Genomic DNA, 23353 nt, shown 5'->3' on the forward strand with positions numbered 1-23353 from the left:
AGGGCGGCGGCCAGATTGGGCAAGCGTTGCGGCACGGGTGCCGCGGTGCTTGCGATCAGCGCAGCGACAGCGCGCCGGCGCCGGTATCCTCGCCTACGGCCTGGCGATAGGCTTCGGCTTCCTCGGCTTCCGTTTCGTCGCTGAAGCGCACCAGCAGAGCGCAGGAGGCCAGTACCAGCACGATCAGGCCGAGGTAGAACAGGCCCTGCTGATAAGTGATGGCTTCGCTGCGGAAGAGGAAGGCGGCAGCCACGGCGCCGACGTTGCCACCGGCCCCGACGATGCCGGCCACCGCACCCAGGGCCTTCTTGTTGATGAAGGGCACCACGCCGTAGGTGGCGCCTTCGGCCATCTGCACGAACAGGCTGAACACCAGCATGATGCCGATGGCATAAGAGAGCACGTGCATCTGCGAAAAGGCCACCAGGGCGATGCCCTCGCAGATCAGGGCGATGAACAACCAGCGCACGCGCCCCTTGAGGCCGCCGTTGCGGGCGAACAGGTCGGAGAACACGCCGCCCAGGGTGCGGGCGAAGACGTTCATCAGCCCGAACAGGCCGGCGATCATGCCGGCGGTGGCCAGCGTCAGGTCGAAGTGATCGAAGAAGTAGATGGCGGCGATGTTGTTGATGGTCAGCTCGACGCCGAAGCAGATGGCATAGACCACGAACAGCGCCCACACGCGAATATCCTTGGCGGCGGACATGAAGCTCTTGCCGGCACTGTTCTCGCCGGTGGCGGGGGGCAGCTCGCCGCGTGCGCGCAGCTCGTCGAAGTTGCCGTTGGGGGCGTCCTGGGTGAACAGCCAGTAGCCGATGCCGGTGACGAACATCACCACGCCCGGTACCACCATGGCCAGACGCCAGCCCAGCGTCTCGCTGACGCCCAGCATCAGCAGTCCGGAGAAGATCAGCGGCATGACGATCTGGGTGGTGCCGCCCCCCAGGTTGCCCCAGCCGGCGCTGGTAGCGTTGGCCGTGCCCACCACGTTGGGCGCGAACATCATGGTGGTGTGGTACTGGGTGATGACGAACGAGGCGCCGATGGCACCGATAGCCAGGCGCGCCAGCAGGAAGGTCTCGAAGCTGTTGGCGAAGCCGATGCTCATCACCGGAATGGAGCCCAGCACCAGCAGGCCGGTGTAGGTCTTGCGCGGCCCGATACGATCGCACAGCACGCCGATCAGCAGCCTCACGATCACCGTGATCAAGACCGAGGCGATGATGGTGTTGCCGATCTGGGTCTGGGTCAGGTTAAGGTCTTCGCGTACCACCGCCATCAGCGGGGCGATGCCGAACCAGCCGAAGAAGCAGATGTGGAAGGCGAACCAGGAGAAGTGGAAGGCACGCATCTGTGGCGTGCGCAGGCTCAAGAGACGAATGCGGTTCGCCTTGTTGAGAATTTCCATGGGCTGTGACCTCGTACGGATTGTCGATACATGAGTTCGCCCTTCTCCGTTGAAGGTCTGGTCTGACGCACTCGTACTTCCCTTGGAAGCCTGGTCCACGCCTACCCGGCAATTTGATTCATATCAAGCAATCCGTTTGCCACATCTTCACGTTGTTCATTTAAAACATCGGGTTATGGTTTGATGGGTGGATCGGAGTCCGTATGACCCTGGAAGAGAATGACAAGAGAGAGGTGGGAGAGTGGTCACAGGGTGGCAAGAATGGTGCAGTGCCGCACGATAATGCCCCCTGCTGGTGCTAGGGGGGAGGGCGGCGAGATCGGTTCAGCAGGTCTTCAGGGTTCAGCAGGTCTTAACCGTGGATCAGTACATGGCCAGTTGGGTGGCGTCACGCTCGCAGCTGAGGAAGGCGGAGTTTTCCAGCCATTCGGGATCGGGGAAGTAGGCGAACAGGTAATGATCTTCCTTGATGCTGTCGATCAGCGGATAGGTCACTTCCTGGCGTACCGCCGGGCAGCCGTGACTGCGCCCCAGCCGGCCGGTCTGGCGGATGAAGGCCTCGCTGACGTAGTCGGCGCCGTGGATCACGATGGCACGCTGATAGGCAAGGTCGTTGACGCCTGGCTCCAGCCCTTCCAGGCGCAGAGAGTAGCCGTTGCGTCCGTAGTAGCTGTTCATGGTGCGAAACAGGCCGAGGCTCGACTGGTAGCTCTCGGGTGTGTTGGAGAACACCGTGGCCTCGGCATCGCCCGAGCCGCGGCCATGGGAAACCAGCTCCTCGAACATCAGGCGCTGCTGGGCCAGGTCGAAGACCCACAGGCGCGGCTCGGTGGAGGGGCGGGAGAAGTCGATGACGGCCAGGCGCCTGGCATCGGGCTCGGCGCAGGCCACGGCTTTGGCGGCCAGCTTCAGCACCACCGGGTTGGCGTCGGGAGCCAGGTTGGCCAGGGTCCGACTGAGCGGTGCGGGAGAAGGATACGAAAGCCCTGCCTGGCTCAGGAAGTTACCGGCATGGGCGGTGGGCAGGGTGACCAGCAGGGAGGCGGCCAGGGTCGAGAGCGGAAGTCGTAGCGTCGGTAGAAAGCGCATTGGCATGCCTATGGCGTTGCAACACCGCAGCGGCAGCGCCGCATACAGGGTAAACGTAAAGAAAAGTGAAGATGCACGGGCCCGGCTGGCTTGCAGCCACTAGCCAGGCACTATTATGAAGAGAGGGGCCAGGAAGGCCAGACCAGCCATCAACGGAGCAGGGGGGATCGATGCGCTTTATTACATGGATGGGAGTACTGGTGATGCTGCTTGTCGCCATGCCGGGAGCCTCGGCGGAGGAGCGGGCGCGCCAGGCGAGCGTTGACGATGCGGATGACAGGCCGAGCCTGTCGCGCGCGCTGGCCGATGAAAGCGAGTTGCTGCAGGCGTTCTATGCCCAGCGCGACCATCGACCGGCCTGGCGGGATGAGGAAACGATAGCCGGGCTCGTTTCAACGCTGCGTGCCCTCGATGAGGATGGCTTGACCCCCGAGGACTACCGTCCCGACGATATCGAGGCGGAATACCGCAGCGTGCGCGACGAGGACGCGGATAGCGAACGGCAAATCCACTACGAGCTATTTGCCAGCCGCATGTTGTTCACGGCGCTCGAACATCTGCAGCGGGGCAAGGTCGACCCCAAATCGCTGAGCGCGGATTGGGAGGTGCCGGTGGAGGCGCCCGACCTGGATCTTGCCGCGATATCGGATGCCATCGACCAGCAGCAATTCGACCGCATGCTGGTGGAGGCGCGACCGCCCTACACGCCTTACCAGCGCTTGCGTGAAGGGCTGGCTCGCTATCGCGACATCGAACGGCAGGGCGGCTGGGAGCGGCTGCCGGAACGCGATAGTGCGCTGCGTGTGGGAGACGACGACGACGTGGAGCTTCTGCGTGAACGTCTGGCCGTGGCCGGTGTGCTCGAAAATGGGGCGACCGACGACGGGGATGAAGACAACGGCGCCGCTTCCGGGGAGGCTCGGGAGGGCGCCGATCCGCGGCGTTTCGACAGCGACCTGGAAGCGGCAGTGCGCCGTTTCCAGCGGCGGCACCTGCTGGAGCCCGACGGCATCGTCGGACGTCAGACGCTTGCAGCGCTCAACGTTCCCGTCGAGCGGCGCATCGATCAGATTCGCCTCAACATGGAGCGTGCCCGCTGGTTGCTGCACGGCCTGCCCGAGGCCTATGTGCTGGTCGACATCGCCGGCTACGAGCTCAGCTACTTTCGTCCCGACGGTGAGGTCTGGCGCTCGCGTATCGTGGTGGGGCAGCCCTATCGGCGTACGCCGTCGCTGCGCTCCGAGATCACCCACATGACCGTCAATCCCACCTGGACGATTCCACCCACCATTCTGCGCCAGGACGTGCTGCCGGCGGTGCGCCGCGACCTGGGATATCTATGGCGTGAGCGCATCCAGGTACTGAGTCCTTCCGGGCAGCCGCTCGACCCCTGGCGGGTCGACTGGGACAATCCCGGCAACATCGTGCTGCGCCAGGCGCCGGGGCCGCAGAATGCACTGGGGCAGCTCGCCATCCGCTTTCCTAACGACCACATGGTCTATCTCCACGATACGCCGGCACAGGGAAATTTTTCGCGCTATCAGCGCGCCTTCAGCTCTGGCTGCATTCGCGTCGAGAACATTCGTGGACTGGCCCAACTGCTGTTCGACGATACCGACAGCGATCAGGACATCGACGCGCGCATCGACAGCGGAGAAACCCGCAACGTCTCGCTCGCCAACCGCATGCCGGTCATCCTGCACTACTGGACCGTCAACCCTGACGATGACGGTGCGCTCTCGTTCCGTCCCGATATCTACGAGCGTGACGACGAGCTGCTGCGCGAACTGGATCGCCCGCTGGAGCTGTGAGCCAGCGGGCGTGAAAAAAGCCCCGGCCACGTCCTGTGGCCGGGGCATGGCTAAGCCAGGCTTGCCCCGCAGCGGGGACAGACCGTGCGGGGGCTTTCGCTTGCAGCGGAGGCAGCGCCGGAAGTCGCTACGACTTCACTCTTGCCGGTGGCGATACGCTCCGGGTGGAGCGGTACCAGCTTGCCGCGTTCCCAGCGCAGGCCGATGTCCTTGAGCATGCGGGGATCGCAGTCGCGCAGCGAAGCATCGCGGCGGCGATTGGCGTAGTGGGCGCCCACGGCGCGTAGCAGACGACGGGTAGTGCGAAGTAGTGCCATGATCTCGGTCTCCTTGAGTGGAGGCCGGGAACTTGTGCGCGGTAGACGGGAAAAGTGCTATCCAGGCTTGGCCGCGACAAGTGCCGCGGCCAGCGTCCTTCAGGTGTCGTCGTTTCGACGGCCGGCCCACGGCAGCAGCAAACGGGTACGCATCGCGTTAATGGATACGCGATGTTGCCGACTTGCCTTGTTGCCTGGAAGTAGCCAGCGCATGAGGGACGTTTCTCGATGGGTAATGAACAATGGATTGTGCCGCATCGTCGATGCGACTCTTTTCTTATAGCCAATCGCTCAACAAGCGTCAACGAATGATCTAACGGTAGCCTTCCGCCTGCAGCCGGAACAGCCTGGCATAGCGGCCGTTCTGACCCATCAGGCTTTCATGGTTGCCGCGCTCGATGACCTTGCCATCGTCGATCACGAGGATCTGATCGGCGGCGCGCACGGTGGAGAAGCGGTGCGAGATGAGGATGGTCATCTTGTCGCGGCGGTGCTCGCGGAAGTCGGCATAGACGGCCGCTTCGGCGGCGGCGTCCATGGCCGCGGTGGGTTCGTCGAGCACCAGGATGTCGGCGCTTTCCCGCATGTAGGCCCGGGCCAGGGCGATCTTCTGCCACTGGCCACCGGAGAGCTCCTGGCCCCCTTTGAACCAGCGGCCGAGCTGGGTGTGATAACCGCCGGGCATGTTGCGGATGAACTCGTCGGCCAGGCCGCGTTCGGCCGCCTCCTGCCAGCGCGCTTCGTCGCCGAACGCCTCGACGTCGCCGGCGCCGAGGTTCTCACCCACCTTGAGCTGGTAACGCACGAAGTCCTGGAAGATCACGCCGATGCGCCGGCGCAGGGTCGCCACGTCCCATTCGTGCAGCTCGCTGCCGTCGAGCAGTATGCGCCCTTGGCTGGGCTCGTAGAGACGTGTGAGCAGCTTGATCAGCGTGGTCTTGCCCGAGCCGTTGGCGCCCACCAGCGCCAGGCTTTGCCCTGGCGCGAGGTGCAGCGTGATGTCCTGCAGCGCCGGCCGCTCGGCGCCAGGGTAGGTGAAGCCCACCCGCTCGAAGCGAATGCCGTCGCCGGGGTGGGCACCCTGGGTGAGGCGGCCGGGCTCGGCGGTCACCGGCTGCTCCAGGTACTCGTAGAGATTCGACAGGTAGAGGTTGTCCTCGTACATGCCGCTGATCGAGGTGAGGCTGGCCGACAGCGCCGCCTGGCCCTGCTTGAACACCATCAGGTACATGGTCATCTCGCCCAGGGTCAGCGCGCCCGAGATCGTTTCCGCCACCACCCAGGCATAGGCGCCGTAGAAAGCCAGTGTGCCGAGCAGACCGAGCAGAAAACCCCAGCTCTCGCGGCGGATGGTCAGGCGGCGGTCTTCGCCGTAGAGTGTCTCGAAGATCCGGCGATAGCGCTGCAGCAGCAGCGGCTCCAGCCCGAACAGCTTGACCTCCTTGATGCTGTCCTCCCGGGCCAGCACGGTCTCCAGGTACATCTGCATGCGGGTCTGAGGGGAGCGCCAGCGGAATAGACGGAAGGCGTCGCCGGAGAACTTGGCCTCGGAGACGAATACCGGCAGGGCGCCGATCACCAGGATCAGGATGGCCCAGGGCGAGAACTGCACCAGCAGCACGCCGAAGCTGACCAGCGAGATGGCATTCTGCAGCAGCGAAAAGGTCTTGTTGACCAGCCCCAGCGGACGGATCGAAGCCTCACGGCGCGCCCGGGTGAGCTTGTCGTAGAACTCGGAGTCCTCGAACTGGGCAAGCGACAGGGTGCCCGCCTTCTCCAGGATCATGACGTTGACCTTCTGACCCAGCAGCGCCCGCAGCAGCGACTGCTGTGCCGACAGGCCGCGCTGGGCCAGGGCGATGGCGGCAATGACTCCGGCTTCCGCCAGCACGTAGCGCAGCACCGGCCAGGCGCTCTCGAAGGTGAGGGAGGCGCCGGTCTCGCGATGATAAGCCATGGCCTCGACCACGGCATCGACGATTAGTTGGCCGATCCAGGCCGCCACCGCCGGCAGCACGCCGGCGACCAGGGTGCAGACCGCCAGCCCAAGGGTGAGGGGTCGGGAGGTTTGCCATACCAGTGCCAGCGCGCGGCGGCTGTAGCGGAACACGCCGAAGAAGGCGGTCAGGCGATTGCCACTGGCTGGCGGCGGGGCTGGGATGGCGCGGCGCATGGGTTAGCTGGAGACGACCAGGGAGTGGTGCTCAACAAACGACGCCCTGCACTGGGGCAGGGCGTCGTTTGACGTGCATCGGCGATGATATCGGATCAATCGTCGTCGCTCTCTGCGCTGGCGCTGGCCTGTGCCACTGCCGGCCCGGTCTGACCGGAGCGCAGCGTGGCGAGCAGCGGCTCGGCCTGGCGCTGGAAGGCCATCAGGCGTTGGCCTTCCAGACTCTTGCTTTCGGGCAGATCGACCTTCATGGCATCGACAGCCGTGTTGTTGACATGCACCTCATAATGCAGGTGCGGGCCAGTGCTGCGGCCGGTATTACCCGACAGTGCGATGCGCTCTCCCATGGTGACACGGTCGCCGCGGCTCACGATGGCGCGAGAAAGGTGGAGGTAGCGCGTGCGGTAACCGTTGTCGTGACGGACCACCAGATAGCGACCTGCCACCGGGTGGTTGCCCACCTTTTCCACGCGGCCGTCGGCCGGGGCGATGATCGGCGTGCCGATGGGCATGGCCCAGTCGGTGCCGCGGTGCGGGCTGACCCGGCCGGTGACCGGATGGGTACGGCGCGGATTGAACCCTGAGCTCATGCGATAGCTGCCCTCGAAGGGGTAGCGGGCGAAAGCGGGGTCAAGGCTCTGGCCATCCGGGGTGTAGAAGTTGTTGTCGTCGCTGTTGCGCACCAGGGTCAGGTCCATGCGCGCCCCGGTGTACTGAATCGCCAGTACGCGGGAGTCGAAGCTGCTGCCATCGATGATGTCGGATTCGACCAGCACCTTGAATTCATCGCCGCGGCGGGTGTCGCGGCGGAAGTCGAGCTTCTTCTCCAGCAGCCGTGTGACCTGTGCCACTTCGGTACTGGAGAGACCGGTGGACTGAGCGGAACGGGCAAAGCTGCCGCTCACGCTGCCGGCGAACAGACGCTGCGTGGCCTCGCCGGCACGTTCGATGGTGGCGACGTCGAAACCGTCTTCGTCGCGCTCGAGCAGGAAACCTTCACGGGCATTGCGCATCACGCGCAATGCCAGCAGTTGGTCGTGCTCGTCGAGCTGATATTCGAAGGTGTTGCCGACCCGCCAATGGGTCAGCAGGCGCTTGTCCGGGAGGCTGTCGAGCAGGCGCATGGCCTCGCTGTAGCCCATGCCCAGTTCATTCTGTGCCAGCACGGCGAAGGTATCGCCCTGCTCTACGGTATAGGTGCGCCATTCCGGCACGAAGGGCTCGGCAGCAGCAACCTCATGATCGAAGAGGATCGGGCCGTCCACGAACAGCGCCAGCTCTTCGTCAGGATAATCTTCGTAGGAGGTGGCATCGTCGAAGGAGGTGGCATCCGCCGCGGCCAGTGCTTCGTCATCGGTATGGATGTCGTCGAGCATGCCGTTGGCCAGGGTGCCGATCACCATCGCCATGTGCAGCGCCCCGGGGTCGAGCTCCGTTGTCAGTTCGATACCGCCGTCATCGGGCATGGTGGCGGTATCGAGCTCGGCAGCGGCTCTGACGGGGGTGGGCGGTGTCGCCTGTTCTGCCTGAGCCATAGCGACCCCGGAGAGGTCGATGATCTCGGTCGGCTTGAGCTGGGAGAGCGGAATGTAGTCTCGGGTGGCATCGATGGCCTGAGTGGCGATCTCGATGGCATCGGCGACGGAATAGCGGTCACTGTTGAGTGCGGGGAGGCCTGGTTGAGCCTCGGGCGACAGGGGGAACAGCACGGTTTCGGGAACCTGACCCTGACGCTGGGTATTCTCTACGACGGTAACGATCTTTTGTGCGCCCAGCACGGTCACCATGGTGGCAACGGGTAGCAGCAGCAACTTATGCGTGCGGGGCAGCGAATGAAGGATTCGCAACATTGGTATCGGCCATAAAAAAAGATGACAAGAATATAAAAAGGCATGGGAACCTTAACCCATGATATATGGCCTGCCTAGACTGTACGTGCATACAGCAAGGTGCGCCCCGGCGCCTCACTGTCGAGACCCCGGGCCGTCAAGTGTTGTCGAACACTGTTCAACAATGTTCATTGAACGTGAAGAAAAGAGGGAAGACAACCCCTTTTCGGTAACTTTTACTGAACCGCCTGTTTAGTCAGTGAAGGTACCGTTGCGGTAGTCACGCAGGGCCTGCTCGATCTCGTGCATGCTGTTCATCACGAACGGACCGTAATGAGCGATCGGTTCGCGGTGAGGTGTGCCCGCCAGCAGCAGGCACTGGGCGCCAGGCTGGCTGGAAAGGGCCACCGAATCGCCGGGGCTTAGCCTGGCCAGCTGACCGGCGGCCACATTCTCCCCCTCGATCTGCAGAGTGCCTTCGAAGACGTAGACGGCCAGTGTCTCGCTCGGCGCCGTGAGTGTGAGCTTCCCATCGGCCTCGAAGCGGGCATGGGCCACGCCGCCACTGCCCGCCAGGGCGTCCAGAGGTCCCGACACGCTCTCGCCTTGCTGTGTCGACCAATTGCCACCGAGAGCAATCAGCTCTGCCTTCTCTTTCTTAAGGCGCGGCATCTCGTCGCTGCGCACGTCGCGATAGCGCGCCGCACTCATCTTTTCCCGGGCGGGCAAGTTCAACCACATCTGGAAGCCATGCAGCCCCTGGCTGTCGGTGAGCGGCATTTCCGAGTGCACGATGCCGCGCCCGGTGTGCATCCACTGGGCGTCGCCGGCCTGGATGGCGCTGCTGTGCCCCAGGTGGTCCTCGTGGGTGATGCCGCCATGCACAATGTAGGTCAGCGTCTGGATGCCGCGGTGCGGATGCGGCGGGAAGCCGCCGATGTAGTCGTCAGGACGGTCGGAGCCGAGCTCGTCGAGCATCAGGAAGGGGTCGAGCTCGCCGTCGAAGCAGTGGATACGCTGGATATGAACGCCGTCGCCATCCTGGCTGGGGTGGCTGTGAAACAGGCGCTCGATGCGCCGGATGCTGGGGCTGGTGGCCATGACTTGCAGTCTCCAATGATGGATATGACTGGTATTTTAGGCCGTTTTTTTCGAAGATTAATCGCAACGTTTCGCACTTTTCATTCGAGGAAGTCGAATATGTCTCGCGTTACCCTGGCCCAGTGGCAGATGCTTGCGGCAGTCGTCGATCACGGCGGCTTCGCTCGCGCCGCCGAGGTGGTCCACAAAAGTCCCTCCACGCTCAATCATGCCGTACACAAGCTGGAGCAGCAGCTTGGCGTCAAAGTGCTGGAACCCGTTGGGCGGCAGGTACGGCTGACCGATGCGGGGGAGCTGCTGCTGCGCCGGGCGCGTCAACTGATCGAGAGTGCCGAGGCGCTGGAGGACGTAGCCGGCCGGCTCTCCGAAGGCCTCGAGGCGGAAGTGGTGCTGTCAATCGACCAGATATTTCCCAACGCCGCGCTGGCGGTGGCGTTAAGTCGCTTTTCCGCCGCTTACCCCTATGTGCGCGTGCAGCTCCACGAAACGGTGCTCAACGGCGGCATAGAGATGCTCTACGACGGCCGCGCCGATATCGCCATATCGGGTCTGGCGGCTCAGGGGTTTCTTGGCGAGCCGCTGGTCACCGTGCGTTTCGTTGCGGTGGCGCATCACGAGCATGAACTGCATGGGCTCGAGCGGCAGCTCGATCTGCGCGATCTGCAGCGGCATCGCCAACTGGTGGTGCGCGACTCGGCGCTGCGCCAGTCGATGGATGCCGGTTGGCTCAAGGCCGAGCAGCGCTGGACGGTTAGCCATCTCGAAACCTCCATCGACATGGTACGGCGTGGCCTGGGCTTTGCCTGGCTGCCCGAGACCCGCATCCACACTGACTTGGAGAGCGGCGTGCTGCGACCGCTGCCGCTTGCGGCCGGTGGGGTCCGCGAGGTGCCCATGCAGATGATCTTCCGCGACCGGGACCGGGCCGGCCCCGCCACCCGTGCCATGGCGCGTGCGCTCAAGGAAGCCGTGGCGAGTGAATGTACGGGTCGAGTGTGACCGTTCGGAATTTTCATTGCATGAAACGGAAAAACTGCGCTTGAGCGAGAGGCCGAACGGTTTACTCTGACTAGCAAATTCTGTTTGCCGGAGAACGTTATGGGCCTGCTGATCGACGGAAAGTGGCACGACCAGTGGTACGACACCAAGAAGCACGGCGGCGAGTTCGTACGCGAATCCGCCAAGCTGCGCGACTGGGTCACGCGTGACGGCAGCGCCGGCCCCGAGGGCCATCGCGCCGTGCCGGCCGAGGCGGGGCGCTTCCATCTCTATGTCTCGCTGGCCTGTCCTTGGGCGCATCGCACCCTGATCATGCGCAAGCTCAAGGGGCTGGACGACCTGATCGGAGTGTCCTGGGTCAGTCCGCTGATGCTCGACCAGGGCTGGACCTACCACGAGGACGAAGGCGCCAGCGGAGATCCGGTCAACGGCGTCGAATACCACCGCGAACTCTACACGCTGACCGACTCTCGCTACACCGGCCGGGTCACGGTGCCGGTGCTGTGGGACAAGCACGAGAAGCGCATCGTCAACAACGAGTCGGCCGAGCTGGTACGGATCTTCAACGATGCCTTCGATGACCTGACCGGCAACCGTCTCGACTTCTACCCCCTCGACCTGCGCGAGACCATCGATGCGATCAACGATGACGTCTACGACCACATCAACAACGGGGTCTACAAGTCGGGCTTCGCCACTGAGCAGGCGGTCTACGAGAAGCACGTCACGGCCCTGTTCGAGGCGCTGGATCGGGTCGAGAGACGGCTGACCGAGCACCGTTACCTGGCCGGGGAGTGGCTCACCGAGGCCGACATCCGCCTGTTCACCACCCTGGTGCGTTTCGATGCGGTTTACTATGGCCACTTCAAGTGCAACTTCCGCCGCATCGAGGACTACCCCAGCCTCTCGAACTACCTGCGTGAGCTGTACCAGTGGCCGGGCGTGGCCGAGACGGTAAGCCTGGACCACATCAAGCGCCACTACTATTACAGCCACGACACCATCAATCCGACCCGCATCGTGCCCAAGGGGCCGCTGCTCGACTTCGACCGGCCCCACGATCGGGAGCGGTTGCCGGGGCAGGGCATTCGCGAGAAGGGTTAACGGTTCTTGGCCAGCCAGCGATCCAGAGCATTGGCGAACTCGCGCCGGTCGGTGTCCGAATAGCCTTTCGGCCCGCCGGTGTGTTCGCCGCTGGAGCGCATCGTCTCCATGAAATCGCGCAGCTGTACCTTGGCGCGAATGTTATTTTTATCGAGCATCTCGCCGCGAGTGGTCATCACCGCCGCGCCCTTGTCGATGGCCTCCATGGCCAGCGGCAGGTCGGAGCTGATCAGCAGGTCCCCGGCGGCGAGGCGCGCCACGATCTCGTTATCGGCGGCGTCGAAGCCATGGCTCACCGACAGCGATTTGACCCACTTCGAGGGCGGCAGCGGGATCGAGTGGTTGGCGACGAACCAGGTGGGCGTGGTGGTGCGCTCGGCGGCACGAACGATGATCTCGCGCGCGACCTTGGGGCAGGCATCGGCATCGACCCAGAGCGTGGGCATTCGGCAGGGCTCCTCGAAGTTGAGTGACGGTTCTATGTGAGCGCAGCGTTGAAAGTACTGGTCAGGAAACCAGTCTTGATGTTAGCATGCGCGCTCCTCGCATGTGTTGACCCCGCCATCATGACGATTCGCTCCGAGCGCCGCGCGTTCGAGAGGCAATCACCGAGACCGACAGCGATCCGCTGCAACGTCCGAGATGTGAAGATGGAGCGCTACAGGATGCCGCCAACCGGGCGACATCGGCGCAAAAAGGTCGCCACAGCGGTTCCCGCCGATGGCGCGAACCGGATGCCAGGTGCGACCGGCATCCCACGATAACGTGATCCGCTCTGTCCAGGCCCTATCGGCCAGTGAAGACAGAGCCACCGACCTGCCAAGAGCGGTGTCGGGGATGCCTCAATGTGATTTGCCGGCGAGTGCCGGCCTACCAAGGTGTGATTGATGACCTCGACTTCTGTCGCCTCGCCGAGCTTCGGCGATCTTGCTCTGCTGCCTGCCGTTCTCGCCGCTGTCGAAACACTGGGTTACGAAACTCCTTCACCGATTCAAACACAGACCATTCCTGCGCTGCTGGAAGGTCGTGACATGCTGGGCCAGGCGCAGACCGGCACCGGCAAGACCGCTGCCTTCGCGCTGCCCCTGCTGTCGCGGCTCGAGCTGACTCGCCGCGAGCCCCAGGTGCTGGTGCTGGCACCGACCCGTGAGCTGGCCCAGCAGGTGGCCGTCTCCTTCACCAAGTACGGCCAGAACCTGCAGGGTCTGGAAGTGGCCACCCTGTGCGGTGGCCAGGAATATCGTGAACAGCTGGGTGCGCTGAAGCGCGGCGCCCAGGTAGTCGTGGGTACCCCGGGCCGGGTGATCGATCACCTCGACCGCGGCAGCCTCAAGCTCGACGGCCTCTCCGCCCTGGTGCTGGACGAAGCCGACGAGATGCTGCGCATGGGCTTCATCGACGACGTCAAGCGCGTGGTCGCCGATACCCCCAAGGACGCTCAGCGCGTGTTCTTCTCCGCCACCCTGCCGGCCGAGATCGAGCGCATCGTCAATCGCTACCTAGTCGATCCGGTCAAGGTTGCCATCGAGTCGCGTACCACAACCGGCGAGAACATCGAGCAGCGCCTGGTGCGGGTCGACGGCGGGGCCAAGCTGGAAGCGCTGGCACGTATCCTCGAGGTCGAGCCGGTGGATGCCGCCATCGTCTTCGTACGCACCCGTGCCGCCTGTACCACGCTGATGGAGCAGCTCTCCGCCCGTGGCGTGAACGTGGCCAGCCTCTCCGGCGACCTCGATCAGAGCCTGCGTGAGCGCACCATCCAGCGCCTCAAGCGCGGCAAGGTCGACGTGCTGATCGCCACCGACGTGGCCGCTCGTGGCCTCGATGTGCCGCGTATCACCCACGTCTTCAACTACGACCTGCCCCAGGACAGCGAAGCCTATACCCACCGTATCGGCCGTACCGGCCGGGCGGGACGTACCGGCATCTCGATCACCTTCGTGGGCTTCCGTGAAGGCCGCAAGGTGGGCTGGATCGAGCAGGCTACCGGCCAGCGCATGACCGAGATGGCGCTGCCCGACGAAGCGGCCATTCGCGCCCATCGTGACGAGGTGTTCCATCAGCGCATCATCGGTTCCCTGACCGCCGGAGCCGACGAGCAGCGTGCGCTGGTCGAGCGTCTGGTGGCGGAAGGTCATGACCCGGTCGAGCTGGCCTGTGCCTTTGCCGCCCTGGCCCGCGCCGACGAGGCGCCCATCGGCCGCCTGCAGGCGCCGCGCAAGGAGCGTGTCGAGCGTGGCGGCGAGCGTGCCCCGCGTGACGGCAAGGCCCCGCGTCGCGACCGTGCTCCGAGCGAAGGCATGACCCGCTATCGTGTGGCTGTCGGCCACAAGGATGGCGTCAAGCCGGGCCAGCTGGTCGGCGCGTTGGCCAACGAGGGTGGTATCGAAGGTTCGCGGATCGGCCGTATCGACATCCGTAACGCCTTCTCGGTGGTGGAGCTGCCCAGCTCGCTGCCGCCCAGCATCCTGGCCAAGATGGCTCGCGCCCGCGTCGCCGGCCGTGCGCTGGAGATCAGCGAAGACAGCGGTGCCCCCGAGCGTGCCCCGCGCCGCCGCCGTGAAGACGGCGATGCGCCGGTGCGTCGTCGCACCAGCGCTTGATCGCACCCTCGGCCGCTACGGTGGCTGAGGCGAACGACACCCAGGCCGGGTACCGGCCTGGGTTTTTTTATGCTCAAGGGAAGCGATCATGGCCATGGTGCGCGCGGCTTGGGCCGGTTTCTCAGAGCGATTTCACTGCGATGGCGGGGCTGCTTGACTCGAAGCGCAGAGGATTGCGTAGTGGCCTGCCAAATTCGGGAAGGCTGATCTCGAAGCGGTCGCCGTCTTGGGTCTGGATGCCATCGGCGAAGCTCAGGGTCGCTGTGCCGAAGAAGTGCACGTGCACGTCGCCGGGGCGTCGAAAGTTTGGGTACTTGAAGTGGTGATGCTCCAGGTTGGCCAGGCTGTGGGCCATATTGGCCTCGCCGGTGAGGAAGGGCTTCTGCCACACGGTCTCGCTGCCGCGTACGATGCGGCTGGTGCCTTCCAGGTGCGCTGGTAGCTCGCCGATCAGCAACTCGGGGCCGAAGCTGCAGGCGCGCAGCTTGGAGTGGGCCAGCCACAGGTAGTTGAAGCGCTCGGTGATGTGATCGGAGAACTCGTTGCCGATGGCGTAGCCCACCCGCCAGGGCTGGCCGTCGTCGCCGATCACGTAGAGCCCGGCCAGCTCAGGTTCCTCGCCAGCATCCTCGGCGAAGTGTGGCACGGCAATCGCTGCCTCGGGGGCGACGACACAGCTACCGTCGCCCTTGTAGAACCACTCCGGCTGGGCGCCGGTCTCGCCGGGAGCGGGCTTGCCGCCCTCTACGCCGAGCTTGAACATGCGCATCGAGTCGGTCAGGGCTGCATCCTCGACCTGCGCCTTGGCATGCATGGCATCGCGGGTATCGGCGCTGCCCAAGTGGGTAAGTCCGGTGCCGGTGACCAGACAGTGGGCCGGGTCGGGATGGGTCAGTGGCGGCAGCAGGCGTCGATCGTCGATCAGCGACTGGTAGCCGCCTTGGGAGGCTCCGAGGCGTGCCTCGACCACCCGGGTGATCGGTTGGCGCGAGTCGAGGGCGATACGCGCCAGCCCATAAGTGCCACCCTCGATATCAATCGGACGCAGCGTATCGAGGCTTTCTACCAAGGCCACACGCAGTTGGCCCTGATCGTGATATTGGATCAATCGCATGAGTCATTTTCCTTGTAAGGGGCGCTTGCGTCAGTTACCGCGCACGGCGGTAAGGTCGGGAAGCCAGGTAACCAGGCCGGGAAAGGCGATCAAAATTACCGCTACCACCAGCAGCGTTGCGTAGTAGGGCAGCATCGCACGTACCAATTGCTCCATGGTGACCCTGCCTACCCCGCAGCCAACGTACAGGCAGGTACCTACCGGCGGAGTCAGCAGGCCGATACCGAGAATGAAGGCCATTAGAACGCCGAAGTAGACGGGATCGATGCCCACCGAGGTGACGATAGGCGTGAGCATTGGCGCCATGATCACCATGGCCGGGGTCAGATCCATGACGAAACCCACCAGCAGCAGCAGGCCGGTGACGATCAGCAGCAGTAAGAACGGATCCTCAGTGATCGCCTGTACCTGCATCACCAACGTTTGCGGCACCATGTTGATGGTCAGGAACCAGGCGATCACCGTGGCGAAGGCCAACAGCAGCAGTACCATGCCGGTCAGTCGCGCGGTGCGAATCAGCATTCCCCACAGCTCGCGGGGGTGGAACTCGCGATAGACAACCAGCGAGATGGCTAGTGAGTAGAGCAGTGCCACGACTGCCGCCTCGGTGGCGGTAAAGACGCCGCCGATGATGCCGCCAATCACGATGACCGGCAGTACCAGCGCCAGCCAGGCTGCCTTGAACGCTCGCCACAGGCGGCCCAGTTCGAAGCGGCGGGTCTGTCCGGCACCGCCGAAGCTGGCCATGATGAAAGTCGTGACCATCAGCCCGAAGCCGATCATCAGCCCAGGTACGATGCCGGCAATGAAGAGCCGGCTGATCGAGGTCTCGGTGACGATACCAAACAGGATCAGCGGGATTGACGGTGGGATGATGATGCCGATCACCGAGGAGACGGTATTGATCGCCGTGGCCTGAGGTGCCGAATAGCCCTGCTGCTTCATCGACGGGATCATCATCGAGCCGGTGGCGGCGGTGTCGGCCACCGCCGAGCCGCTGATGCCACCGAAGAACATCGAGCCGGTGATCGCTACCTGCCCTAACCCGCCACGGACGAAACCGACCAGGGCGCCGGCCAACTCCATCAGCCGCCGGGCGATACCACCGGCGCTCATTACTTCACCCACCAGAATGAAAAACGGAATCGCCAGCAGCGGGAAATTGTTGACCCCGCGGATCGACTGCTCGATGAGGATCGACAGGGGGATATCAGAGATTACCGCCATTACGACGGCTGCAATGCCCAGGCCAAAGGCGATCGGTAGTCCCAGCGCGAGGGAGCTGAAGAGGATGCCGAGAAATATCCACAGCATGAAGAAGCCTCCTATCGAGAGCCGAGCATCGATTGGCCGGCGCGCCAGGCACGCCAGATGGCAACTGCTGCTATGAAGGCGGCGCACAGCACCAGCGAGACGTTGATCAGGTTCCAGGGCACGCCGAGGATGGCGGTACGCCCGGTGGAACGAGCCAGTACGAAGTAGCCACCGGTCATGATCACAACCATCAGGCCGGTAATCAGCAGGTGCTGGAGCAGATAGAGCCCGTAGGCGGCGCGCTGAGGGAGCTTGCGTAGCAGCAGATCGACTGCGATGTGCTCGTAGCGCGCGAAGGCTGCCGCGGCACCGACGAAGATCAGCCAGATGAACAGCATGCGTGCCAGCTCGTCGGCCCACGGCAGCGAGCGGTTGAGCAACGAGCGGCCGATAACGTTGGCCGAGACCGAGAGAATCAGTGCCACCAGGATCGTGGCGATCAGGTGTTCCATGGCAACGGTCAGCCAGCGAAACACGGCGGGACCGCGACGCTGCTCGGTATCGATCTCCAATGGTAGGCGGCGCGGTTCGTCGAGAAATTCTGATGGGTCCGGGGGCGGGCGGTGCGGGGTATCCATAGACGCTCCAGAGACGGATCAACGTGACACGGGGCCCCATGCCCCGTGTCGGCTAGGTGATTCCTCAATGGTTCATGGTCTCGTCGACGATCTGCTGGATCTCGGCGATAAGGTCCTCTCCGATGCGTGGTGCCCACTGGTCGTAAACTGGCTGAACCGCTTCTTGGAAGGCGGCGAGCTGGTCATCGTCGAGGCGGGTGATCTGCATGCCGCGTTCTTCTAGCTGATCGCGAGCCCAGTCGTCGTACTCGGTAGCCAGCTGAATTTCGTAGGCTGCCGCAGCGTGGGCTGCTTCCTCGACCAGCTCCTGGTAGGCCGGGTCGAGCCGATCCCAGGTGCGCTCGGACATCATGATGATGAAGGGCGTGTAGACGTGGCGAGTCTCGGAGCCGTAGTCCTGCACCTCATGAAAATTCGAGGTGAGAATAGTGCTCCAGGGATTTTCCTGACCGTCGATCACGCCTTGCTCCATGGCCGAGAACACCTCGCCGAAGGCCATCGCCGTGGGGTTGGCCCCTAGTGCTTCCCAGATGCTCAGCTGTACTGGATTTTCCATGGTGCGGATAGTCAGGCCTCTGACGTCGAGCCCGGCGACATCCTCGGGGGATTCGACAGGCCGCACGCTATTGGTCAACTGGCGATAACCGTTCTCGTGATAGGCGAAGGCTTTGATGCCGGTGCCCTCGAACTTGTCGAGCAGACCTAGAGCAATATCGCTTTCGAGCACTGCGATGGCTGCCTCGCGGGTTGGCAGCAGGAACGGCAGGTCGAAAACTGCCAGCTCTTCGACATAGGTGGTGGCCGGCGAGGTCGAAGGGATGGTCATGTCCAGCGATCCGGTCTGCAGCATTTCCATCATTTGCGCATCGTCACCCAACTGACTGCTGGGGAAGACGTTGACGGTCAAGCGCCCCTCGGTGCGCTCGGACAGAATGTCGCCGAAGTATCGGGTGGAAATATAGAGCGGCGAGGTTTCGGCCAGACCCAATCCGACGCGGATGGTGTGGGAGCCCAGGTCCTCGGTAATCACCTCGCCCTCAATGGGTGGTGGGTCGGAAAGATCGGGGGTGTTGGCGTGGGCAAGGCTTAGCGAGAGCGTGACGGTGCCTGCCAGCGTGAGGCTGCTGCGCCAATTTGCATGCATGGCGAGGATCTCCATTGTGTCGTCATGTGGTTGTTGTAGTCATAACGCCGCGGCGAGGAGCCAAGGAATCGGCGCTCGCCAGTTCAATGTCGAACCTATGCTCTATTTGTTCAACATATACTTTTGTATGTGTCGACTGTGAGTGGGAAGACGACTAACGTCAATCCACGACAACCTGCTGCTACCAACCGAGGCGCCCATGAGTAATCAGCCCACACGCCCCCTTCGCTCCGCCGCGTGGTTCGGCAGTGCCGACAAAAACGGTTTCATGTACCGCAGCTGGATGAAGAACCAGGGCATCCCGGACCATGAGTTCGAGGGCAAGCCGATCATCGGCATTTGCAACACCTGGTCGGAGCTTACGCCCTGCAACGCGCACTTTCGCAAGCTGGCCGAGCACGTCAAGAAGGGGGTGCTGGAGGCGGGCGGCTTTCCGGTGGAGTTCCCGGTGTTCTCCAACGGCGAGTCGCTGCTACGGCCCACAGCCATGTTCACTCGCAACTTGGCCAGTATGGACGTGGAGGAGTCGATCCGCGGCAACCCGCTCGACGCCGTGGTGCTGCTGGTGGGCTGTGACAAGACCACGCCCGCGCTGCTGATGGGGGCGGCGAGCTGTGACATTCCGACCATCGTGGTCAGCGGCGGGCCGATGCTCAACGGCAAGCACGAGGGGCGGGACATCGGCTCGGGCACCGTGGTGTGGCAGCTCTCCGAACAGGTCAAGGCGGGCAAGATCTCGATTCACGAGTTCATGGCCGCCGAGGCCGGCATGTCGCGCTCGGCGGGTACCTGCAACACCATGGGCACGGCCTCGACCATGGCCTGCATGGCCGAGGCGCTGGGCACCTCTCTACCGCACAACGCGGCGATCCCCGCGGTGGATGCAAGACGTTATGTGCTGGCGCACCTCTCCGGCAACCGCATCGTCGAGATGGTCGAGGAGGACCTGCGGCTTTCCCGGGTGCTCACCCGGCAGGCCTTAGAGAATGCCATTCGTACCAACGCCGCCATCGGGGGCTCGACCAACGCGGTGATTCACCTCAAGGCAATCGCCGGGCGCATCGGCGTCGAGCTCGACCTCGACGACTGGAGTCGCATCGGCCGCGGCACGCCGACCATCGTCGACCTGCAGCCCTCGGGGCGTTACTTGATGGAGGAGTTCTACTATGCCGGCGGACTGCCCGCGGTGCTGCGCCGGCTGGGCGAGGCCGACCGTCTGCCGCACAAGGAGGCGCTGACGGTCAACGGCAGGACGCTGTGGGAGAACGTCAAGGAGGCTCCGCTCTACAACGACGAAGTGATTCGCCCGTTGGAGCGGCCACTGCGCGAGGATGGCGGCATGTGCGTGCTGCGCGGCAACTTGGCGCCGCGCGGGGCGGTGCTAAAGCCCTCGGCGGCGAGCCCTGAGCTGATGACCCACCGCGGTCGGGCGGTGGTGTTCGAGGACTTCGACGACTATAAGACGCGCATCAACGATCCTAGCCTCGAGGTCGATGCCGACAGCGTGCTGGTGATGAAGAACTGCGGGCCGCGCGGCTATCACGGCATGGCCGAGGTCGGCAACATGGGGCTGCCGGCGAAGCTGCTCGAGCAGGGCGTGACCGACATGGTGCGTATCTCCGATGCGCGCATGAGCGGCACCGCCTACGGTACCGTGGTGCTGCACGTGGCGCCCGAGTCTGCCGCCGGCGGGCCGCTCGCGGCGGTGCGCGACGGCGACTGGATCGAGCTCGACTGCAACGCCGGCATCCTGCACCTGGAGGTCGACGATGCCGAGCTGCAGGCGCGGCTGGCCGAGCGCGATCCCACCGCCGAGTCGCGCCGGATCGCCAGCGACGGCGGCTATCGCCAGCTCTACATTGAGCGGGTGCTGCAGGCCGATGAAGGCTGCGACTTCGACTTCCTGCTCGGCTGTCGCGGCGCCGACGTGCCGCGTCATTCTCATTAAGCATTGATCACTTGTACGCTGGTCATGGTGATTATCAGCGTCAACCTGGCGAATGGAGCAGAAAAAGATGGCAACGAATAACAACATCACGCCCGACCAGCTGCGCTCGCGCTGGTGGTTCGACAACCCCGAATCGCCCGGTACCACGGCGCTGTGTATCGAGCGCTACATGAACTACGGCATTACGCTGGAGGAGCTCGCCGGCGGCAAGCCGATCATCGGTATCTGCCAGTCGGGCTCCGACCTGACGCCGTGCAACCGCCACCACATCGAGCTGGTCAAGCGGGTCAAGGAGGGCATTCGCGCCGCCGGTGGGGTACCGTTCGAGTTCCCGCTGCACCCGATCCACGAGAATGCGCGGCGGCCCACCGCCGCGCTGGACCGCAACCTGGCCTACCTGGGCCTGGTCGAGGTGCTGCACGGCTACCCGCTTGACGGTGTGGTGCTCACCACTGGCTGCGACAAGACCACCCCGGCGAGCCTGATGGCGGCGGCCACGGTCAACATTCCCGCCATCGTGCTCTCCGGCGGGCCGATGCTCAACGGCTGGCGCGGTCCCGATCGGGTCGGCTCTGGCACCATCATCTGGGAGCTGCGCAAGCGGCTCGCGGCTGGCGACATCGACTACGCCGAATTCCTTGCCCGGGCCACCGACTCGGCGCCCTCGGTGGGGCACTGCAACACCATGGGTACTGCCTCGACCATGAATTCCATGGCCGAGGCGCTGGGCATGAGCCTGCCCGGCTCGGCAATGATCCCGGCGCCCTACAAGGAGCGCGCCATGGTGGCCTACGACACCGGCGCGCGCATCGTCGACATGGTGTGGCAGGACCTACGCCCCAGCGACATTCTCACCCGCCAGGCGTTCGAGAATGCCATCGTTGTGTGCTCGGCGCTGGGCGGCTCCTCCAACGCGCCGATCCATATCAACGCCATCGCCCGTCACTCGGGCATCGAGCTGACCAACGACGACTGGCAGGCACTGGGCCATGCCATCCCGCTGCTGGCCAACGTAATGCCCGCCGGGGCCTACCTCTCCGAGGAGTTCTATCGCGCCGGTGGCGTGCCGGCGGTGGTCAACGAGTTGCTCGGTGCCGGCAAGCTGCATGGTGAGGTGCTCACCGTGAACGGCCGCACGCTGGCCGACAACTGCGCCGGGCGCGAGACGCAGGATCCCGAGGTGATCCGCCGTTACGCCAACCCGCTGGTCGAGCAGGCCGGCTTCCTCAACCTCAAGGGCAACCTGTTCGATTCGGCGCTGATGAAGACCAGCGTGATCTCCGCCGACTTCCGCGCGCGCTTCCTCTCCAATCCCGATGACCCCAACGCCTTCGAGGGCAAGGTGGTGGTGTTCGACGGCTCGGAGGACTACCACGCGCGCATCGACGACCCGGCCCTCGACATCGACGAGCGCACCATCCTGGTGATGCGCGGGGCCGGCCCGGTGGGCCACCCCGGCGGCGCCGAGGTGGTCAACATGCAGCCCCCCGAGGCGCTGATCAAGCGCGGCATCGAATCGCTGCCGTGCCTGGGCGACGGGCGCCAGTCGGGCACCTCCGGCTCGCCGTCGATCCTCAACGCCGCCCCCGAAGCTGCCACCGGCGGCGGCCTGGCACTACTCGAGGACGGCGACCGTCTGCGCGTCGACCTCAACCGCGGCGAAGTTCGCCTGCTGGTCGAGGACGCCGTGATCGAGGCGCGCCGCGAGCGACTGGCGCAGCAGGGCGGTTACCGCTACCCCGGCCACCAGACGCCGTGGCAGGAGATCCAGCGCACCTTGGTCGAGCCGCTCGATCGCGGCATGACGCTGGAGGGGGCCACCAAGTACCGTGACGTGGCACGTCGCAGCCCACCGCGGGACAATCACTGACATGATGGGGGGCACGACACTTTCCCATCGTCAGCGAGGACTGCTACTGACCGCCGGTGGGGCGCTGATCATGGCCCCGGACGCGCTGCTGATCAAGGTGGCTAACCTGCCCGACGCCGAGATCCTGATGTGGCGGGGTTTTCTCTCGGCGCTGGGTTTCTTTCTGATTGCCCTGATGCGCCATGGCTGCAGCATCTGGGGTGTATACCGCCGCTGTGGCTGGACCGGCATCGCCGTGGCGCTGCTGTTCAGTCTCACCACCTGCGGTTTCGTGCTCGGCAATCAGTACACCAAGGCTGGCAATGTGCTGATGATTCTTGCCGGCGCGCCGTTGATCGCCGCAGCGCTTTCGTGGGTGATACTCAAGGAGCGACTGCCGCGTCGCACCTGGGTAGCGATCTGGCTGTGCCTGGCGGGGATCGCTATGATCGCCCTGGATGACGCCGGGACCGGCAGTTGGGTAGGCAACGCCTTTGCGCTGATGGCAGCCACGACTCTGGCGATCAACTTCACGCTGTGCCGCACGCGGCCGGGCGTGGACATGAGTCCAATGCTGGTCTTCAACGGTCTCATCGTCGGCAGTGTGGCTGGGCTGTTCTGGTTGGCCGGTGGCGAGCCGGCGTTGCCGCCGACCGACCAACTCGCGGTGGTAGTCCTGCTGTGTCTGCTCATCGTGCCTTGTGGGGTGACCCTGCTGCAGCGCGGCCCGCTCTATCTACCCGCGGCCGAGGTAGGATTGCTGCTGCTGCTGGAAGTGGTAGTCGGGACTCTGCTGGCGTGGTGGATCATAGCTGAGCAGCCGGCTCCCATGGCGCTGGTGGGTGGAGTCATGGTGCTCGGCACGCTCACTGTCAAGGGGCTCTATGAACGGCACCTGGAGCTGCGCCTGCGCGGCGGTGGCGGGGCGGCGCTACAGCCCCCAGCCGAACGTGCGAATACGTTATGATGATC

At 64.3% G+C, this 23353-nt stretch carries 18 protein-coding genes; 7 read left to right on the plus strand and 11 right to left on the minus strand.

From position 1 onward, the window contains the following. Window positions 1–55: 55 nt before the first annotated feature. Both HOP59_RS04140 and HOP59_RS04145 read right to left on the minus strand, forming a co-directional pair. Window positions 56–1408, minus strand: a complete 1353-nt coding sequence (locus HOP59_RS04140) for a NarK family nitrate/nitrite MFS transporter (RefSeq protein WP_010629444.1) — start codon at window positions 1406–1408, stop codon at window positions 56–58. Window positions 1409–1771: 363 nt separating this feature from the next. Further along, complete coding sequence (locus HOP59_RS04145; protein ID WP_010629443.1) at window positions 1772–2497, minus strand: murein L,D-transpeptidase catalytic domain family protein; 726 nt, start codon at window positions 2495–2497, stop codon at window positions 1772–1774. A 170-nt stretch (window positions 2498–2667) separates the two neighbouring features. On the opposite strand from HOP59_RS04145, the gene HOP59_RS04150 reads away from it, so the two are divergent. Then, window positions 2668–4308 carry a L,D-transpeptidase family protein gene (locus HOP59_RS04150; RefSeq protein ID WP_234252922.1) on the plus strand — a complete coding sequence of 547 codons (1641 nt, stop codon included), beginning with the start codon at window positions 2668–2670 and terminating at the stop codon, window positions 4306–4308. Window positions 4309–4358: 50 nt separating this feature from the next. Here HOP59_RS04150 and HOP59_RS04155 read toward each other — a convergent pair whose 3' ends face one another. The 4 genes from HOP59_RS04155 to HOP59_RS04170 form a co-directional block, all read right to left on the minus strand. Then, entirely contained in the window at window positions 4359–4625 is a 267-nt protein-coding gene (locus tag HOP59_RS04155; RefSeq protein WP_010629441.1) for a YjiS-like domain-containing protein, read from the minus strand. 313 nt (window positions 4626–4938) lie between these two features. After that, a complete protein-coding gene (locus HOP59_RS04160) occupies window positions 4939–6798 on the minus strand; it encodes an ABC transporter ATP-binding protein (RefSeq protein ID WP_234252923.1) in 1860 nt (619 codons plus the stop codon). A gap of 95 nt (window positions 6799–6893) precedes the next feature. After that, on the minus strand, window positions 6894–8648 hold the full coding sequence (locus tag HOP59_RS04165) for a peptidoglycan DD-metalloendopeptidase family protein (RefSeq protein ID WP_010629439.1): 1755 nt from the start codon (window positions 8646–8648) through the stop codon (window positions 6894–6896). A 231-nt stretch (window positions 8649–8879) separates the two neighbouring features. Further along, entirely contained in the window at window positions 8880–9728 is an 849-nt protein-coding gene (locus HOP59_RS04170; RefSeq protein WP_234252924.1) for a pirin family protein, read from the minus strand. Window positions 9729–9827: 99 nt separating this feature from the next. Between HOP59_RS04170 and HOP59_RS04175 the strand changes: the two genes are divergently transcribed. Together HOP59_RS04175 and HOP59_RS04180 are read left to right on the plus strand one after the other, a co-directional pair. After that, window positions 9828–10727, plus strand: a complete 900-nt coding sequence (locus tag HOP59_RS04175; RefSeq protein WP_234252925.1) for a LysR family transcriptional regulator — start codon at window positions 9828–9830, stop codon at window positions 10725–10727. A gap of 99 nt (window positions 10728–10826) precedes the next feature. After that, on the plus strand, window positions 10827–11831 hold the full coding sequence (locus HOP59_RS04180) for a glutathione S-transferase family protein (protein ID WP_010629436.1): 1005 nt from the start codon (window positions 10827–10829) through the stop codon (window positions 11829–11831). Here the strand turns inward: HOP59_RS04180 and HOP59_RS04185 are convergent. Then, window positions 11828–12277 (minus strand): YaiI/YqxD family protein, encoded by a 450-nt coding sequence (locus HOP59_RS04185; RefSeq protein ID WP_234252926.1) that lies wholly within the window; start codon window positions 12275–12277, stop codon window positions 11828–11830. The two genes, HOP59_RS04180 and HOP59_RS04185, sit on opposite strands and share 4 nt — an antisense overlap. A gap of 441 nt (window positions 12278–12718) precedes the next feature. Between HOP59_RS04185 and HOP59_RS04190 the strand changes: the two genes are divergently transcribed. Beyond that, complete coding sequence (locus tag HOP59_RS04190) at window positions 12719–14434, plus strand: DEAD/DEAH box helicase (protein ID WP_010629428.1); 1716 nt, start codon at window positions 12719–12721, stop codon at window positions 14432–14434. A gap of 121 nt (window positions 14435–14555) precedes the next feature. On the opposite strand, the gene araD1 is transcribed toward HOP59_RS04190, so the two are convergent. The 4 genes from araD1 to HOP59_RS04210 form a co-directional block, all read right to left on the minus strand. Beyond that, a complete protein-coding gene (gene araD1 / locus HOP59_RS04195; protein ID WP_234252927.1) occupies window positions 14556–15548 on the minus strand; it encodes an AraD1 family protein in 993 nt (330 codons plus the stop codon). 30 nt (window positions 15549–15578) lie between these two features. Then, the gene (locus HOP59_RS04200; protein WP_234252928.1) at window positions 15579–16862 is read right to left on the minus strand and encodes a TRAP transporter large permease; all 1284 of its coding nucleotides are present in this window, start codon (window positions 16860–16862) and stop codon (window positions 15579–15581) included. A gap of 11 nt (window positions 16863–16873) precedes the next feature. After that, window positions 16874–17440 carry a TRAP transporter small permease gene (locus tag HOP59_RS04205; protein ID WP_234252929.1) on the minus strand — a complete coding sequence of 189 codons (567 nt, stop codon included), beginning with the start codon at window positions 17438–17440 and terminating at the stop codon, window positions 16874–16876. A 64-nt stretch (window positions 17441–17504) separates the two neighbouring features. Beyond that, window positions 17505–18584 (minus strand): TRAP transporter substrate-binding protein, encoded by a 1080-nt coding sequence (locus HOP59_RS04210; RefSeq protein ID WP_234252930.1) that lies wholly within the window; start codon window positions 18582–18584, stop codon window positions 17505–17507. Window positions 18585–18783: 199 nt separating this feature from the next. Here HOP59_RS04210 and HOP59_RS04215 point away from each other — a divergent pair, with 199 nt between their 5' ends. From HOP59_RS04215 to HOP59_RS04225, 3 genes are all read left to right on the plus strand, one after another. Continuing rightward, window positions 18784–20532: an IlvD/Edd family dehydratase gene (locus HOP59_RS04215; RefSeq protein WP_234252931.1), complete on the plus strand. Its 1749-nt coding sequence runs from the start codon at window positions 18784–18786 to the stop codon at window positions 20530–20532. A gap of 67 nt (window positions 20533–20599) precedes the next feature. Next, entirely contained in the window at window positions 20600–22402 is a 1803-nt protein-coding gene (locus HOP59_RS04220; RefSeq protein WP_234252932.1) for an IlvD/Edd family dehydratase, read from the plus strand. A 1-nt stretch (window position 22403) separates the two neighbouring features. Beyond that, on the plus strand, window positions 22404–23348 hold the full coding sequence (locus HOP59_RS04225; protein ID WP_234252933.1) for a DMT family transporter: 945 nt from the start codon (window positions 22404–22406) through the stop codon (window positions 23346–23348). Window positions 23349–23353 lie beyond the last annotated feature (5 nt).

Origin of the sequence: Billgrantia aerodenitrificans (assembly GCF_021404405.1) — a bacterium.
Lineage (GTDB): Bacteria > Pseudomonadota > Gammaproteobacteria > Pseudomonadales > Halomonadaceae > Halomonas > Halomonas aerodenitrificans.